Source organism: Actinoplanes sp. NPDC051388 (assembly GCF_055586225.1).
Genome location: NZ_JBVJIP010000019.1, coordinates 78,705 through 93,838, shown reverse-complemented (window position 1 = coordinate 93,838; position 15,134 = coordinate 78,705). Strand labels below are relative to the sequence as shown.

Sequence of the window (15,134 nt, the reverse complement as noted above, 5' to 3'; positions counted from 1 at the left end):
TCACCTTTCCCTTTTGCCCTTTGGCCGGTGCCTTTTGGGTTGCGGTTGGTGGCGAGAGGGGGGGGGGAACCCAGGTTGCCCCCCCCCCGGAGGGCCCCACGCCTGGGCTACCACTTTCTGCTGGGGTTCAGCGCTTGGTGCAGACGGGCGCCGAGCTCGCCACGCGCTCGGTGGAGTAGACGACCGCGACGGTGAAGCAGTAGTCGAGTTGCTGATTCAGCGCGTACACGATGTAGTCCGTGCTGCCCGCGGGCAACTGCTGGAACACCCGTCGCTCCTGACCCACCCGGCCCCCGCTGATCAGCACCGGTCCCTCGGCGCCCTTCGGATAGGACCAGCTGATCGCGACGCTGTCGGTGTTGTCGCGCAGCGTGACGGCGGTCGGCGAGCCGTCACTCGCTCCGGCGCCCTCCTCGGCACTCGTCGTGGTCGACGGCGCCGGGGAAGGCGCGGCGGTGGCCGCGGGTGGCGGCGCGGCGGTGGGTTCCGGCGCGGGGTTGCCGCGGGGCAGCGTCAGGGCCACGATCGCGGCCGCGACACCCACCCCGGCGACCAGCACGGCGGCCAGGATGAAGGGCCCCCGGGAGGTGCCGGGTTCGGGTTTCTCGACGGGTACGGGCAACCGGCGGTCGGTCCGCACCGGCAGATCGGCGTCACCGACCGGGGCGCTGCCGACCGGCACCCGGCGCCCCTCCGGCGTGTATTCCGGGATCCGGCCGCCGGGCATCGGCAGCGGGGTGTCCGCCCGCGCGTGCCGCCCGGTCAGGTCGCCGGGCGCCTGATGCACCTCGCTGAGATAGAGCGGCTGCTGGTAGAGCGACCCCTTCGGGTCGGTGGGCCGGTTGTCCGGCTCCGGCATCGGCGGCGGTTCCGGCGACCGATCCGGCCGGTACGCGGACTCGGTCTGCCGGTCGGCCGGCCGGTAGGTGCGCTCGGCCTGCTTGTCGGCCGGGCGCGCGGACGGCGGGCCGGTGGACTGCTGCACGCGGCCGCAGGTGTGCCGGCCCGACACCGGCGCACCGGCCAGCCGGTCGACCTGCTGCACCAGTGGGTGGTCCGCGGGCAGGTAGCGGGCGCACAACTCCTGGGCCAGCGCCACGTGCTCACGGGACTCGGCGTGCCGGCCGCACTCGCGTTCCATCACGGCGAGCCGGGCCAGCATCTTGATCCCGGCCGGCGTCGAGTCCCCGTACACCTCGCGGTAGCGGCTCCAGGCCTCGCGCATCCGCGGGCGGGCCACCGCGCACTCGCCGGCCGCGTGCTCGGCGGTGGCCAGGTCGGCCTCGGTGGCCAGCATTCGCGCCGAGTGCGGCGGGTCGACGGCCAGCACGGCGTCGAGCAGCTTGCGGTAGATCTGCGCGGCCCGCCCGTGGTTGCCGATCAGGGCGAGGACCGCGGCGTGGGTGGCGGCGGCCGCGATGGTCCGTTCGTCGTTGGCGCCGTGCAGGCGCTCCTCGGCGGCGTGCGCATAACCCGCCCAGGTGCGCGCGGCATGCGGGTCGCCGAGCGCGATCAGCACCCGAGCGTGCAGGGCGGCGGCGGTGGCCAGGTCGGGGGAGGCGCGCAGCGGGTCGGTGTCCTCCGGGTCCAGCGCGTGATCGAGGACCTGCCGGGCCGCCTCCAGGTCACCCGCGGACGTCAGGCTTTGTGCGCGGGCGGTCAGTTCGGCAAGCGGCGGCGCCACAGTGCCCATAGTGCTCATACGGACACGGTAAGTACAACCCCCGCGCGGGATCATGTCGATCTGGTTGTCCGTGGCGACGCACGGTAGAAAGGGGCATGACAGTCGGCGATCTGAAGCGTGAGGTGCTGGTCCGGCACCTCGAGGCCTGGACGCCCGCGGCGCTGCACCGGCGCCGGGCGACCTATGTGCACGGGTATGCCGACGCGGACGGCGGGATGCTCGCCGAGGCGGCGCTGCGGGTCTTCGCCGAGCAGTCCGACCTGGTGCGCGGGCGTGAGCTGACCATGGTGGCGGTGGGGGAGGACGCCGCGGTCATCGAGCAGCGGCTGGCGGCGGTGGATGCGAGCGCCCCGGGTTTGACCGCGCACGTCGTCGGTGGTGGGACGGATGCGCGGCTGACAGTCGCGCTGAAGGCGTTGGGTGCTGTGCGCGTACCCGTGTTGGGATTCTTGGACGCGAGTGCCGGGAGCCGGGCGCCCTCGCCGGACACCGTCGCGGGCCTGTCCGCGGGAAAGCCCGCGGAGCTCCTGATGGTGCTGCCGGCCGGCGTGGTGACCGACGTGGACGGCTACCGCGCGGAGTTGCGGGAGGCAGGGTTTCCGCTGGTCGCGGCCGTGGAGCTGGCCGACTCGGAGGCGGCCGGCGAGCTGTTGATCTTCGCGACCACGCAGGGGAAGAGCCTGGAGGGGTTCAAGGAGACGCTCTGGGCGGTGGACGAGTTCGCCGGGGTGCGCTACCGCGACCCCGGCGACCCGGAACGTCATCTGATCGACATCTCACTTGCGCCGCACCCCGGTCCGCTGCGGCGTGAGCTGCTCGGCCACCTGGCGGCCGGCCCGGCCACGGTGACCGAGCTGCGGAGTTACGCGCTGACCGAGACCGTCTATCGCTCGGCCGACGCCACCCGCGTGCTGCACACGCTGCTGAACTCGGGGGCGGTCACCCGCGAGCCGGAGCACGGCCGGCTCGGCGGTGACGTGCTGATCTCAGCCGCGTGACTTGTCCTGCTTCCAGGACAGCGGGCCGGGCAGGTCGACGCGGTGCGCGCGGGCCTTGGAGTTCCAGGACCAGCGCCCGATCTTGATGCTCCACGACGAGAAACCGTTCTGCGTGAAGTTCAGGATCAGCGGACCGAACTTCTTGCGACTGCGGAACATGACGCCCATCTGAAACGTCCTCCTTGGACTTCGTCGATGGACGTGTTCATTCCCGCCGGCTCGATTTTGGAAACTAACGCGGCTGCCAGGCGTCGGGGCGGGTGGTCAGCTTGCGGACGTGCGCCGGCATCCGGCCACTGAGCAGCTCGGCCAGGCTCACCTCGTCGACCACCTCGCGCACGGCGGACCGGACGGCGACCCAGAGGTTGGGCAGGTTTTCCGCCGCGCCCGTGTAACGCGTCTCCTCCGGGCGCATGCCACGCACGCCGGCGAGGGGACCGTCCACCGCGCGCAGGATCTGACCGATGGTCACGTCGCGCGGCGGCTGCGACAGCGTGTAACCGCCCTCGGCGCCACGCTGCGCTCGCACCACACCGGCGCGGCGGAGATCGGCGAGCACCGCTTCGAGGAACTTGCGGGGCATCTCCTGATCCTGCGCGATCGCCTGCGCGGACATCAGGGAGGGATGGGCCTGGGCCAGGCTCAGAGCTGCTCGGACGGCGTAGTCGCCACGCGCGGAGATCTGCACCCACCCATCATGCCGCGCCCGCGCATCCCCTGGTGCGTCCACCCCCAAATCTATGGGGATATAGGGATTAGAGATCACCCTCAGTCAGCTGGCGCTCGCTGAGCGGGCACCTTCGCGGGCCCCGCACCGTCCTCGATGGCCATCCGGAAGGCGCCCGGGCTCGCGCCGGCCTCGCGGTGGAAGAAGCGGCCGAAGTTGGTCGGCTCCGGGAAACCGAGCCGGCGGCCGACCTCGGCGACCGAGAGGGTGGTGCAGGCCAGCAGGCGGCGGGCCTCCAGCGCGACCCGATCGTCGACCACCTGCTTGGCGGTGCGGCCGGTGACCGCCAGGCTGGCCCGGGTCAGCGTGCGCACCGAGCAGCCGAGGGTGGCCGCATAGTCCTCCACCCGCCGGCTCTCGGCGTGGCCGTCCTCGAGCGCGCGCCGGAACCGGCCGAACGTGCGGACCTCGGCGTTCGGCGGCGTGTCGCCGTCCGGCCTGGTCAGCAGCGCGATGCGCAACAGCAGCACGGCGAGTTGGTGACGCAGCAGCGCGGCCGCGATCGGGCCCGGCTCGTGCCGCGCGCAATCCTCCGCGAGCTGGGCGAACTCGGAGATCATGGCGTCCTCGTCGGCGCCGGTGAGCTGCCAGGTGGCCGGGCCGGGGGCGTCCTCGATCGTCAGGCCGGGCATCTGCTCGCCGCTCAGCAGGTCGCTCTGCCACGAGATCATCGCCGCGTCCAGCCCCGGCTGACCGCCGAAGCGCAGCGCCTGGCCCGGCCGCACCCAGAGCAGGGCGCCCGGCCGGCAGGGCACGGTGACGAAGTCGATCTCGACGGAACCGTGGCCGGCCGTCGTGAGCGCTAACAAATGATGCGGGAGTCGGCGCGGCGCCGGCTGCCGGTCGGCCAGATCGGTCTCCGCGAGCGTGCACGAGCCGACTCCCGCCCACGACGGGGCGGGCGGCGTTGTGGCGGCGGGCTCCGCGCGCTGGGAGATCGTCAACATCGAGGCGACCGTATCCGCTGGTGACAAGGGATGCACGTGCTACTTGATTATGGTCGGACAACCGATCGTTTCGCAGACCGGAAACAGACAATAACCGTACGACTGGCCGTTTTACGCTTTCGATCCTCTTGTCGCATTGCTGTCGTATTGGCGGGGTTATGCCCGAAAAGAATGACCCGCGTGGACCGGCAGTGTCCGCGCGGGTCGTTCCATAACTTTTGTCCTATCGGCCGGCGAGGAGCCGGTTGACTGCCGCATCCACATCCAGGTGATCGGATTCCCGGCCCCGCGGCACCACCACATAGGTGCGCCGGAGGAACCGGACGAGGACACTGCGCGGAACTTCGAACAGTGCGTTGCCGTCGGGTGACGACAATGCGAGGGCGACGAAATCGCCCCGCGGCGTGGCCCACGGCCACACCCGGACGTCGCCGATCCCGGCCGGCTCATCGAGCCCGGTCACGAGCAGTTCCCGCGCGAAGGACCAGCTCACGGCTTCCCCACCGGCTGATTCTGCGTGGAACAACACGTGGACCGCATAAGGGTCGGCTGGGTCGTAGCGAAGACTGGCGCGCACGGGCAGGGCCGTGGCGTCAGGCGCTACGAGCCGCAGCGAGGTTTCGACCTCGACGGTCGTTGGACGAATGGTACTCATGGACGAACTCCCCCCGGCACCGCTGCGAGGCTGGTGAACCCCGCTTTCCCATAGTCAGGTGATCCCTGTCGTTACGCTCCGCCATACGCTGATCTCACCCAGTAGTGGGAAGACGGTTCCGAATCCCGCTCTCAACAGGTCGAAATGCGCTATCTTGTCCTGCCCTACCCAAGTACTCGGTTCCGCCCGGTGTCGGGTGGTCCAGCCGTTGACTTACTCCGGTAACGTCCATTCCTCCCGGGTAGTGACGGGGACCCGGAACACTGGGGGATGAAATGACGACGAAACCGGACGAGCGCGACCCTTCAGTGGGATCCGTCGGCTTGCTGCACAGAATTCGCGCCACCCCCAGTGGACGCATGGCCCTCAAGATCGGCGTGGGCGTGCTCGGCGGCCTCGTGGTGGCGCTCGGCATCGTGCTGATCCCGTTCCCGGGCCCCGGCTGGGCGATCGTCATCGTCGGCCTGGCGATCTGGGCGATCGAGTTCCACTGGGCGAAGCGACTGCTCGAGTTCACCAAACGACACGTGCAGTCCTGGACCCACTGGATAGCCCGCCAGTCCTGGCCGATGCGAGCCGTGGTCGGCGTGGTCGGCATGATCTTCGTGAGCGCGATCGTGTACCTGTCCGTCCGGATCAGCTTCGGCATCGACCTGATCGACGTGGTGCTGGGCTGGTTCTCCTGACGCGCCGGACCCCTGATTCGCGAACGGGTGGAGCAGTCCGGTAGAGTCTGTTCCGGCCCTTTCGAGGGCCGTTGAGGGCGATTAGCTCAGCGGGAGAGCGCTCCGTTCACACCGGAGAGGTCACTGGTTCGATCCCAGTATCGCCCACTCTGTTAGCTCCGGGGGCGACCCCCGGACACCCCACGTCGCGATGGCCGCTCCTTCGGGGGCGGCTTTGCTTTGTCGGTGGTCATGGTTGTCATGCGTGGCCCACCTTGGTGCCATTGCTCGGCGGCCGTGCCGGGAGATCTGGTGCCGGTCAGCGTCATGGAGCGGATCCCAGTGCGCAGCGTGGCCGCGGGCGTTCCGGGCAAGCGGAGGGCCCGGATCGTGGGGGTTCCGACCTTGGCGGGCAGTCGGGATGACCGCTGGCGCCCATATCAGTGTCCGAGCCTCGTACGCTGGGCTGCGTCCGCCGTCGGAGTCCGTTGCGATGCAGCAGGCCGGCACTTGTTGCTGCACTACGGGTATTGGCAGTGGCAGGCCGCCCTTGGCGGTTCGGCCGACTTCCGCGAAGCGCAACGGTTGGGTGACGAGTGGACTGTGCCGCTAGTCGTGGCAGCACGTCGAGAACTCGGACTCAAGCGTGCCACGGAAGTCTTCGTCGAGCCCGCAGGAGGACTCCCAGTGCCCGCCGCGCACGACGAGTTCACCCCCGCTGGAGGCGTCGGTCCGGAGCTGAACCTCGATGATCTCCTGTGCCCGGCCGGGACTGCCCACGAACATTGCGCGGCCATCGGGCGGCACCCGGCCACCGGCCACGCTATTGGTTGCGCCGGAGTGGCGAAAGCACCCGCTCCGGAGTCACCCTCTTGCTACGGTGAATGTTCGATTCGCCAAACAACGCGGGGGGCGACTGCACCATGATTGACACCGCTGAACCCATTCAACCCTACTTTACCGATGAAGAAATCCGGCCGATCCTCGAACTCTCGAAACAACAATTCATCGAGACTCGGAAACGAGACTACAAGATCGTTGACGAACAGATCCTGGCGGCCTTGGACAAAATCAACGAGTCCGACGACTTTTCCAAGATTGTCTGGCGGGTGCAGCAGGAGAACCCCGACGACAAGACCTACTTCGACACCGACTACTTGGCGCGGGGACTCACCAACCTCAAGCTGTTCTACGCGCTCGAGATCATCGACGGGCGAAACCTGCACTCACTGTCCAAGACACTGGACGTTTTCTGGCACGCCCATCAGAACTTCAGCTTCGAGTACATGAACTTCTGCGACCAGGTGTTCGGCCCGAATCAATTCCTACACCATCTGCCGACGGACAAGCGGGACCCGGCCATTCAGGAAGCCATGGAACGGCGTTACGACTACACCCGGACCATGCTGGACAAGGTGGTCAGCATGGACCAGACGTTCTGGGGCCAGGACATCATCATCTGCTGCAGTTACGACTCCCCCACCGCGGACGGTTTCGTCTTCTGGAAGCCGGCGCTGACAGCGATAGAGCCGGCCTGCAACATTTACGATGAACGGCTGAACAAAGAACTGAAGAAGAAGACCAACTTCGTGATCGATGGTTTCGCCGCCCTCAGATAAGCTGCGCCGCCACCTGGATCGACGCTGTTACGGTGGCTGCGGATACGGTCCGCGAGGTGGTTGAGAGTCCGGCTGGACTACGAAATCGTGGACGGGCAAGACAGCATGGCGAGGCTCCCGGTTGGGGCATCGGGTTTGGTCGATTCGCTGTTTTACCTGGAGCCTCGCCCTCATGATCCGCGGCCCTCACCTACCCTCGCTGACCTGCAAGATCAGGTTGGACAGGCTCACTGATCTAGCCGAGAAGAGCGCGCATCCATCTTTGGCGGATCAGTCGCTGCGCTCCTCGTTTACCCGGGCGTGCTCCACCACGCCGCCGAACTTCGGCATCCCGCCGGAATCGAAAAGGTTTATCCGACACCACGAACGTTCGACCTCATACTCGTCTTCTGCCGACCTGCGGACCGACCAGCCCAGCTGCGCGAATGCGTGCGCAAGCGACTCCAGGTCAGAAGCGTTGTGCATGAAGCCGTAAACGTTGTTGTCCAACGCCGCATGCTCAGCAGCCAGGTGCGAACCGGGCGTGCCACCCGACGTCATCGACATGCTCTGAAGCCTGCCCGACTGGACTCGGCCGCGGCACCGATTCATTCGAGCCGCCGAGACGCCGCAGCCGCTCGTCGGTTCTTCACCCGAGCGCTACGGATGCCGAAGGTCCGAGGCGTTCGCCGGACTCGCTCGGGCCATCTGACCAGCGGCGGCCAAGGATTCGTCGCGCTTGCCGAACTGGGAGGTCGTGCGACGCGGTTCCTTCTGGGGCGGCCTGAACACGATTATCGGCGGGCTGCACTGTCGTTGGCAGTGCGCGAACCGCTTCGGGCGGATGCGCGGTGAGCTGGGGAAACGCGATCGTGCGCACCTGCATGGCGAGTTGAGGGTCTCAGCTGATCCGGACCCACTCCCGGCCGCCGAACAAGAAGACGATATCCGGCTCGTCCGCTGACATCCGCCAGCGCAGCCCCTTCTCCGAGGTCTCCCAGACGCCGCGCCACGTGGGCGGAGCACACTCGCCTGGGGGGTGGACGGTCTCGCGGGTGAACTCCACGTTCTTGCCGCGGACGTCGTAGAAGCCTTCGCAGGTATTGCCGCCGTAGCCCTTAGGTACGTTGCTGGATGAATACTCGATCTCGTAGCGCCACGATCCGTTGCCGATGGTCCACGTCCACACCCCGGCGTTGGCGCGGGCTCCCTCCTCGTTCGTCAGCCCGTACGTCATGACCTCCTCCTCGGTCACGGCATAGCGGTAGGTGCCGGCCGGCAGTTCCCCCGCCTGGCCGGGGGCATCGATCGGCTGAGGATTCCGCACGGACCGAACTCTGTCCTCGTCACCCGGGCGGTAGGCACATCCTGGAAGGTCGAGACGTGGTTCGGCCTCCACCTTGGCCACGATCCGCTCGATGGCGGCGAGCGTGCGTGCCTGCTCGCGGTCGGCACGGATTGCCGCGTATGCCGGCTCCACCGTCACTCGAAGGTCGGCCAGTTGGCCCGGGGTCGCGGTGACGATCCGCGCGCCGATCGCGCACGCGGTCTGTCGCTCTTCGCTCACCCGGTCCGAGGCATGCTCGACCGACCAGGCAGTCGCTTCCGCAGCGGCTCGACGCAACACGTCCTGGTCGGCCGCGTCGAGTTCGCCGAACCGGTCGGTATTGGCGACGATCACCGTCGTGCGTGCCCACAAAGCCGCGTTCTCGGTCACGAACGGGAACGTCAACTGTTGCGCGTTTGCCGCATAGGTCCACCACATCGTCTCCACGCCGCCGAGCCCAACGACGTCCGAGCCGCTCTGCCGGCTGAGCATCTTCACGTCGGCGCCGAGCGCGCTCAACCCCGCAGCCTGCGCCGCTGAGGTCAGGGTGCCAAACGGCAGCCGCTTGAAGTCCTCGGGGCTGACCAGCGGTCCATCGGCGCCGGCTGGAAAGCGAAGCTCGTCCGCCAGAAGCGCGAGGCCGGTCAACCCGGCCGGAGTCGCGGCCGCAAGCAGATCTTTGACCATCGGATCCACCACCACGGCGGCCTGCGCCGCATAGGAGTTGATCAGGAACGGCGCGTGCAGTGGGCGAAATGCATTGATGCCAACCTGGTCGAAGGCACGAGTGCCGCTCCAGGCCAGGTCAGCCTTCCCGGCCGCTGTATCGGTCAGGACCTGGGCCTCGTTGCCACCGCCACCCCAGCCTGGACGCACGTCGATCCGGAGCCGTCCCGCGGATAGCTTGGCTACGCGTTCGACGAAGTGGGCGACCCCCGGAGCGCCAAGGTTGATGCCATCATTGCTGGCGAGTACCAGCGTCTCGGGTTGGGCGCCGCCGGAGCGGTCTACCCTCTCGGCGGTGCAGCCAGCGGTGGCCAGCACGATCGCCACGGTCGCGAGCAGATGGGTCCTCATCTCAGTCACTCCTTCGGGATGCTCTGCACACACCATCCCGCAACCCGGGCGACCGGTCTTCGGCGCAGACCCGGATGCCGTATCCGGGTCAGCCCTGACGCAGGTAGGCGAGCACCGCGAGAACGCGCCGGTGCCCGGCAGCGTCCTCGGCGAGCCCGAGCTTGACGAAGACCCGACCGACATGGGTCTCTACGGTCTTGATGCCCATGCCGAGCAGTTCGCCGATCGTGGCGTTGGACCGGCCCTCCGCCATCAGGCCGAGCACCTCCCGTTCGCGAGGCGTCAACGCATGCAGCGGGTCGGGACGCCGGGCGCGGGCCAGCATCCGGCGTACCAACGCCGGGTCGATCACCGTTTCTCCGGCCACGACGCGGTGGAGTGCGTCCGACAGCGTCGTCCCCGACGCTATTCCTTGCTTGAGCAGATAGCCCCGTCCGGCCGGGTTGTCCTCGATCAGGCTCATGGCGTAGGACGACTCGGTGTACTGGGAAAGCAGGAGCACCGCGACGTCGGGGTGTCGGTCGCGCAGGGTGTGTGCGGCCTCGATGCCCTCGACGCGGAAGGTGGGCGGCATCCGGATATCGATGATCGCGGCGTCGGGACGGGTCTGCGCGACGGCGACGTAGAGGTCGGCGGTGTCCGTGGATTCGGCCAGTACCTCGATGCCGGCCTCCGCCAGCATGGCGACCAGCCCGGCGCGGACCAGCGCGGAGTCATCGGCGATCACGACCCGCATGGCAGCTCCAGCACGACCTGGGTGCCGGTGTCACCGGGACCCACTCGCAGGGAGCCGCCCAGCGCGACGGCCTGGTCCACCAGCGCAGCTGAAGCGAAGCGCTCGGGAGGACCGGCGTCGTCGTCCACCGTCAGCCGGAGCGCATTCTCTCTGACGAGAGCCCGGATCGTCGCTCGTGTCGCGCCTCGCCTCTCCGCGTCCTCGACGCTGGTTCCGGTCACCACGAACGCCGTGCTCTCAACGATGCCGGCGCAGCGCACACCCGGCACGGCGGCCACCGAGACAGGGAGCACCGGACTGCCTTCGGCGAGCTCGACGAGGGCGCCGTCCAGGCCGGCGTCGGACAGAACGGCGGGGTAGATTCCGCGCGCCACCCGGCGGAGCTCGTCCAAGGCCATCGCACACAGTGCCGCAGCCCGTTCCACTACAACGGGCGGCGCGCCGCCGTCGACACGTTTTGCCAGGATCCGGATCTGCAGTGACAGTGCGACGAGACCTTGCTGTGCACCGTCGTGCAGGTTGCGCTCGAGGCGCCTGCGTTCGAGGGATGCGCGTTGCACGACTCGGGCGCGGGACCGGCGCAGCTCGGCGAGCTCCGCCAGCGACGCGGCTCGAAGCTGCTCGTTCGCCAGGGCCAGGCTCAGCGCAGGCCCGAGGGCATGCCGGAGCTGGTCGCCGCTGACGCGGACCGCGTGTCCCACCACCGCCACGATCTCGGTGGGTCCGCCGGCAATGCTTTGGCGGGTGAGTGTGGTGACGGCGCGACCCGGGGCCGGGCCCGGCGCCGTGACCGAGGTGCCCGTGGCGTCGACGTATCCGCCGCGCACGGGTGCAGGATAAGCCACCACGAGGTGCGGATCCCTGACGGCCGTTCGCAGCGCCTCGACGAGCCCGACCGACGGGCGGCAGGCGGGCTCCAGGATCGCCACCAGCGCCGCCAGGCGGCTGGCCAGCGCGCGGCCCCGCCACCGGTCCGAAACCGAAATACCCAGCCAGGTCACCGCCGAAGCCTGGACCGCGCAGAACCAGAGGACCCACGGGACGGAGTCGGCCCGCTCAGGGACGAGGAGACGGACCACCGACCCGGCAACGAGGAGCGGTGCGATGACCAGGGCGGCGACGGCAAGGTGTGACCTCCGGAACGGGCGTGGCCATGGTGTCGCCAGGGTCAGTGTCACGGCGCTCACGACCACCAGCGCCGCGTGGGCGAGCGTTCCCCACGGCGCAGCACCGATGAGAGCGAGCGGGTTGTGCGCGCAGGTGCGCCAGCAGTGTGGGTCGAAAAAGGGGTCGACCAGGAAGATGCGCGCTGCAGCCGCCGCACCGCCGGCTAGAACTCCGGTCGTCAGGAGAATCCGTGACGCCCCGCGGCGCGGTTCTGGAGTCTCCCGGACCAGGGCTAGGACCAGCAGAACGGGCAGAAGGTGCGGCCAGGCGTCGGCCAGAGTCCGGACGTGGAGTCCGGTTGCGGCGATGCCGGCGAGCTCCGGCACCAGCCAGGTGCCACCGGCCACGAAGAGCAGGATCGCCTGCTTGTCGGTCACGCGGGCCGCGGCGACCATCGCCACCAGAGCAATGCCCGCGAGGGCTTCCAGCGCCAGCAGAGGCGTCGATGAGGCGTATGTCGCGCGTAAGCCGCTATGCAGCGTCGGCAGCAGTGCGATGACGACGGCCAGCGCCGCCGCCGCGGTCGTCCATCGCCACGCAATCGTCATCGTGGCACCGTCACCGTTATCCGGGTGCCGGCGGCGGAGGAGGCCAGGGCCAGCTGTCCGCCCACGTTCGCCAGGCGGTCCGTCAGCCCGGTCAGTCCGCCGCTGTCGGTCAAGGCCGCGCCGCCGACCCCGTCATCGTCGATGAGTGCGGTGAGCGCGCTGTCGGTGACGGTCACCCTGATGCTCACCCGTGAGGCTTGGGCGTGCTTGTCCGCGTTGGTCAGTGCCTCAGCGCACGCATACCACAGCGTGCTTTCGGCCTGCTCGCCGAAGTGACCCGCTGGCACATTCAGGTCCACTCGCACGGTGCTGCGGTCGGCCAGGTCGGTAAGCGCGACGGCCAGACCGCCGTCCTGGAGCGCGCGTGGGTGCAGGCCCTGGGCCAGCCGGTCCAGGTCGTCGAGCGTGTGCTGGACCTGGGCACGACACCGTGCGGAGAGCGAACGCACACCTTCCCCATCTGCGGTGGCCAGGCGCTCCAGATATCTGTCCAGCTCGACGAGGTATCGCACGGCCCTCTGGTCGAGGGTTTCGGCCAGCCGACGTCGCTCACCGATGGCTGCGGCCAGCAGCCGGGCGCGGGAGTCCCGGACCTCGGCGACCCGGGACCTCAGCTCTCGCTGCAGGCGCTGGTTCTCTCTCAGCAAGGTCAAGGCCGCCCCGACTGGTCCAGTCTCGGCGCCGGGAGCGCTGGTTGACGCCACGCGTTCGAGGCGGATGAGGGCTTGCTCAGGGTCGGCGTCGACCAGCTCGATGACGGCGTCGGTCTCGGTGCTACGCGAGCGGGTCATGCCAGCTATCAGGAAGACGCAGACCAGGAGCATGCAGAGGAGGTAGGCCAGCAGCGGGAGATGCCAGGCCACTCCGCTCGGCCACCGGCGCAGGACGTGGGGCAGCACCAACGCCACCACGAACCCTAGCAAGGCGTGCTGGGTGGCGACATCCTCGCGACGGGTTCCGGGTCGCCACCTCATTGACTCTGACGCCACGGCCGCCATTGCCACACCGGCCGTGGCCACGGCGGCAGCGGGTTCGACGGAGCGAGGTACGGCGATGTCGACAGTTGCCGAGAGGACCAGCGCCCAGCCCCACCCTCCGATTGCCCGGCCGCTCCGGAGGCCCACGATGGCGAGCGCGACCAGGGGACGGTGCGCCAGCACGAGCGTCGGGAAGGCCAGGGCAAGCAGCCAGCAGGCACCCGCTGCGCCGGCGCTGAAGAGAAACCAGCGCGAGCGCCGAGTCGCCACTCCGACGACGGTCACGGCCAGCAGGCTCAATCCTACGAGGACGTCGAACCAGACCAGCACGGCCACTCCCTAGCCGACAAGGGTGAGAAGGGCGGCACCCGAGAGCGCGTCCTTCGGCAGGAACCCGGCGACTGGGCTGGCCATCACGCGCCGCCTGAGGTCGCTGATCGGCCGGCTCGAGATGAGCACGACAACGGGTGGTGAGGTGAGGCCGGCAAGTCGGCGGCTCACCTCGAACCCGTCCAGGTCGGGCAGTTGGACATCGAGGAGGACGATGTCCGGCGCAACCCGTTCAGCAACCCTCACGGCCTCCATCCCGTCGGCTGCCTCCCCCACGACGTCGAAGCCCTCACCCTCCAGGAGGATCCGCGCCACGGCGCGGAAGTCGGCATGGTCGTCGACGACCACGACCCGCTTTCGCATCGTTCGATTGTGGCGACGAAACGCTCCAACGTCATCAGGGTGGACCCGTACCCTCCGGAACCCCGTCCGGTCCTGGGTCAGAGCTAACCCTGATCTCGGGTCCGGGTCTACGCCGACGACTGCGAGCCTTGCCGGCCGAAGAGTAGGTCCCTGGAGACGGAGCAGCCCAGATTCTTCAGGAGGCATGAATGAAAAGGACTGTTGTGATCGGTGCGCTCGTGGCGGCCGCCATGGTCGTCCCAGCCATACCGGCGGAGGCAACCTTCCCGGATGTCAACGGCCGGATCGCCTTCCGCCGGTTCTTGGACGCCGATCAGACGACGGGCGCGGTCTTCACCGTGAATCCCGACGGCAGCGGCGAGGTCCAGGTGACACGTCCGCGTGCGGGGTTCGTTGACCGTAACCCGGATGTCTCGCCTGACGGCCGGCGGATCGTCTTTCAGCGCTCCGGACCGGTCATGGACGACATCTTTGTCGTCAACACCGACGGCAGCGGCCTGCAGCAGCTGACCAGCACCGCGTACCCGGATGGAAACTGCCTGCCCGAGGGCGGCGAATGCAACGTCACGCCGGCCTGGTCTCCGGACGGAGAGCGGATCTTCTTCGGCCGCGCGTTCGGTCCGGTTGTGGACGACCTGGTGGAAACCTCCGCCCTGTTCGAAATGCGCGCCGACGGTACCCACGTCCGGCAGCTCACCCAGCGTCACCCTCCGGCGACCGGTGCCACCGGCGAGGACAGCGAACCGCAGGTCTCACCCGACGGCAGGACGCTGCTGTTCCAACGACGCAACGTCCGAACCGCCCGGCCCGCCGACGGCGTCGCGATCTGGATCCTGGACCTGCGCACCGGTCGTCAGCACCGCGTCACCCCCTACCCCCTGCAGGCCGGCGACACCCCGGACTGGTCTCCCGACGGCACCAGAATTCTCTTTCACGACAACCTCGACACACCGGACGCGAACGCCAACCTCTACACGATCCGTCTGGACGGCACCGGCCTGCGCCAACTGACCTTCGCCGACGACGGAATCACCCGATACCTCGGATCCTCGTACTCGCCGGACGGCAGGTGGATTGCGGTCGGACGCCGGCCCGCGACCGGAGGACCCGAGGCCGGCTCAGCTGACGTATTCGTGATGCGGGCCAACGGCACCACCATCCGCAAGGTAACCCGCACCGAGCTCTACGACAGCTATCCCGATTGGGGACCAAGAGTCGACGGACGGCATTGAGACCGGAAACACCTGGCCGGAGCCTCCAGACCTTGCCTGAGGGCTCCACATCCCTCGGCGGTGCCACCGACACCGCCTCAGCCTCTCCCCATATGCGACTTTC

General features: G+C 68.6%; 15 protein-coding genes and 1 tRNA gene. 5 read left to right on the top strand and 11 right to left on the bottom strand.

The features are described from left to right. Positions 1-127 precede the first annotated feature (127 nt). Complete coding sequence (locus ACZ6TI_RS37595; protein ID WP_465350008.1) at positions 128-1,702, bottom strand: fibronectin type III domain-containing protein; 1,575 nt, start codon at positions 1,700-1,702, stop codon at positions 128-130. Positions 1,703-1,779: 77 nt separating this feature from the next. On the opposite strand from ACZ6TI_RS37595, the gene ACZ6TI_RS37590 reads away from it, so the two are divergent. After that, complete coding sequence (locus ACZ6TI_RS37590) at positions 1,780-2,682, top strand: hypothetical protein (protein WP_465350007.1); 903 nt, start codon at positions 1,780-1,782, stop codon at positions 2,680-2,682. Here ACZ6TI_RS37590 and ACZ6TI_RS37585 read toward each other — a convergent pair. From ACZ6TI_RS37585 to ACZ6TI_RS37570, 4 genes are all read right to left on the bottom strand, one after another. Next, positions 2,671-2,850: a DUF4236 domain-containing protein gene (locus ACZ6TI_RS37585; protein ID WP_465350006.1), complete on the bottom strand. Its 180-nt coding sequence runs from the start codon at positions 2,848-2,850 to the stop codon at positions 2,671-2,673. The two genes, ACZ6TI_RS37590 and ACZ6TI_RS37585, sit on opposite strands and share 12 nt — an antisense overlap. 64 nt (positions 2,851-2,914) lie before the next feature. After that, positions 2,915-3,370 (bottom strand): RrF2 family transcriptional regulator, encoded by a 456-nt coding sequence (locus tag ACZ6TI_RS37580; RefSeq protein ID WP_465350005.1) that lies wholly within the window; start codon positions 3,368-3,370, stop codon positions 2,915-2,917. A gap of 80 nt (positions 3,371-3,450) precedes the next feature. Further along, a complete protein-coding gene (locus ACZ6TI_RS37575) occupies positions 3,451-4,356 on the bottom strand; it encodes a helix-turn-helix domain-containing protein (RefSeq protein ID WP_465350004.1) in 906 nt (301 codons plus the stop codon). Positions 4,357-4,579: 223 nt separating this feature from the next. Next, positions 4,580-5,011, bottom strand: a complete 432-nt coding sequence (locus tag ACZ6TI_RS37570) for an SsgA family sporulation/cell division regulator (RefSeq protein ID WP_014446635.1) — start codon at positions 5,009-5,011, stop codon at positions 4,580-4,582. A gap of 359 nt (positions 5,012-5,370) precedes the next feature. Between ACZ6TI_RS37570 and ACZ6TI_RS37565 the strand changes: the two genes are divergently transcribed. From ACZ6TI_RS37565 to ACZ6TI_RS37555, 3 genes are all read left to right on the top strand, one after another. Then, positions 5,371-5,697 (top strand): TIGR02611 family protein, encoded by a 327-nt coding sequence (locus tag ACZ6TI_RS37565; protein WP_465350003.1) that lies wholly within the window; start codon positions 5,371-5,373, stop codon positions 5,695-5,697. 75 nt (positions 5,698-5,772) lie between these two features. Then, positions 5,773-5,844 (top strand) — tRNA-Val (locus tag ACZ6TI_RS37560). A gap of 755 nt (positions 5,845-6,599) precedes the next feature. Beyond that, complete coding sequence (locus ACZ6TI_RS37555; RefSeq protein WP_465350002.1) at positions 6,600-7,295, top strand: hypothetical protein; 696 nt, start codon at positions 6,600-6,602, stop codon at positions 7,293-7,295. Between the two features lie 270 nt (positions 7,296-7,565). On the opposite strand, the gene ACZ6TI_RS37550 is transcribed toward ACZ6TI_RS37555, so the two are convergent. The 6 genes from ACZ6TI_RS37550 to ACZ6TI_RS37525 all read right to left on the bottom strand — a co-directional run bounded on the left by ACZ6TI_RS37550 (position 7,566) and on the right by ACZ6TI_RS37525 (position 13,799). After that, complete coding sequence (locus tag ACZ6TI_RS37550; protein ID WP_465350001.1) at positions 7,566-7,841, bottom strand: hypothetical protein; 276 nt, start codon at positions 7,839-7,841, stop codon at positions 7,566-7,568. A gap of 334 nt (positions 7,842-8,175) precedes the next feature. After that, positions 8,176-9,678, bottom strand: coding sequence for a TRAP transporter substrate-binding protein (locus tag ACZ6TI_RS37545; RefSeq protein ID WP_465350000.1), 1,503 nt, complete (start codon positions 9,676-9,678; stop codon positions 8,176-8,178). Between the two features lie 88 nt (positions 9,679-9,766). Then, positions 9,767-10,414: a response regulator gene (locus ACZ6TI_RS37540; protein WP_465349999.1), complete on the bottom strand. Its 648-nt coding sequence runs from the start codon at positions 10,412-10,414 to the stop codon at positions 9,767-9,769. Continuing rightward, on the bottom strand, positions 10,402-12,129 hold the full coding sequence (locus ACZ6TI_RS37535) for a sensor histidine kinase (RefSeq protein ID WP_465349998.1): 1,728 nt from the start codon (positions 12,127-12,129) through the stop codon (positions 10,402-10,404). Before ACZ6TI_RS37535 ends, ACZ6TI_RS37540 begins: the two co-directional genes overlap by 13 nt. Continuing rightward, complete coding sequence (locus ACZ6TI_RS37530; protein WP_465349997.1) at positions 12,126-13,436, bottom strand: sensor histidine kinase; 1,311 nt, start codon at positions 13,434-13,436, stop codon at positions 12,126-12,128. The genes ACZ6TI_RS37535 and ACZ6TI_RS37530 overlap by 4 nt, the downstream gene beginning before the upstream one ends. A 9-nt stretch (positions 13,437-13,445) precedes the next feature. Beyond that, a complete protein-coding gene (locus tag ACZ6TI_RS37525) occupies positions 13,446-13,799 on the bottom strand; it encodes a response regulator (RefSeq protein WP_465349996.1) in 354 nt (117 codons plus the stop codon). Positions 13,800-14,002: 203 nt separating this feature from the next. Here ACZ6TI_RS37525 and ACZ6TI_RS37520 point away from each other — a divergent pair, with 203 nt between their 5' ends. Further along, positions 14,003-15,031 carry a TolB family protein gene (locus tag ACZ6TI_RS37520; protein ID WP_465349995.1) on the top strand — a complete coding sequence of 343 codons (1,029 nt, stop codon included), beginning with the start codon at positions 14,003-14,005 and terminating at the stop codon, positions 15,029-15,031. Positions 15,032-15,134 lie beyond the last annotated feature (103 nt).

What these genes read in the sequence shown, in the direction of transcription:
- ACZ6TI_RS37545 (WP_465350000.1), bottom strand. Translation starts at nt 9,678, where the DNA reads ATGAGGACCCATCTGCTCGCGACCGTGGCGATCGTGCTGGCCACCGCT.
- ACZ6TI_RS37550 (WP_465350001.1), bottom strand. Translation starts at nt 7,841, where the DNA reads ATGTCGATGACGTCGGGTGGCACGCCCGGTTCGCACCTGGCTGCTGAG.
- ACZ6TI_RS37555 (WP_465350002.1), top strand. Translation starts at nt 6,600, where the DNA reads ATGATTGACACCGCTGAACCCATTCAACCCTACTTTACCGATGAAGAA.
- ACZ6TI_RS37535 (WP_465349998.1), bottom strand. Translation starts at nt 12,129, where the DNA reads ATGACGATTGCGTGGCGATGGACGACCGCGGCGGCGGCGCTGGCCGTC.
- ACZ6TI_RS37585 (WP_465350006.1), bottom strand. Translation starts at nt 2,850, where the DNA reads ATGGGCGTCATGTTCCGCAGTCGCAAGAAGTTCGGTCCGCTGATCCTG.
- ACZ6TI_RS37565 (WP_465350003.1), top strand. Translation starts at nt 5,371, where the DNA reads ATGGCCCTCAAGATCGGCGTGGGCGTGCTCGGCGGCCTCGTGGTGGCG.
- ACZ6TI_RS37525 (WP_465349996.1), bottom strand. Translation starts at nt 13,799, where the DNA reads ATGCGAAAGCGGGTCGTGGTCGTCGACGACCATGCCGACTTCCGCGCC.
- ACZ6TI_RS37570 (WP_014446635.1), bottom strand. Translation starts at nt 5,011, where the DNA reads ATGAGTACCATTCGTCCAACGACCGTCGAGGTCGAAACCTCGCTGCGG.
- ACZ6TI_RS37540 (WP_465349999.1), bottom strand. Translation starts at nt 10,414, where the DNA reads ATGCGGGTCGTGATCGCCGATGACTCCGCGCTGGTCCGCGCCGGGCTG.
- ACZ6TI_RS37595 (WP_465350008.1), bottom strand. Translation starts at nt 1,702, where the DNA reads ATGAGCACTATGGGCACTGTGGCGCCGCCGCTTGCCGAACTGACCGCC.
- ACZ6TI_RS37590 (WP_465350007.1), top strand. Translation starts at nt 1,780, where the DNA reads ATGACAGTCGGCGATCTGAAGCGTGAGGTGCTGGTCCGGCACCTCGAG.
- ACZ6TI_RS37575 (WP_465350004.1), bottom strand. Translation starts at nt 4,356, where the DNA reads ATGTTGACGATCTCCCAGCGCGCGGAGCCCGCCGCCACAACGCCGCCC.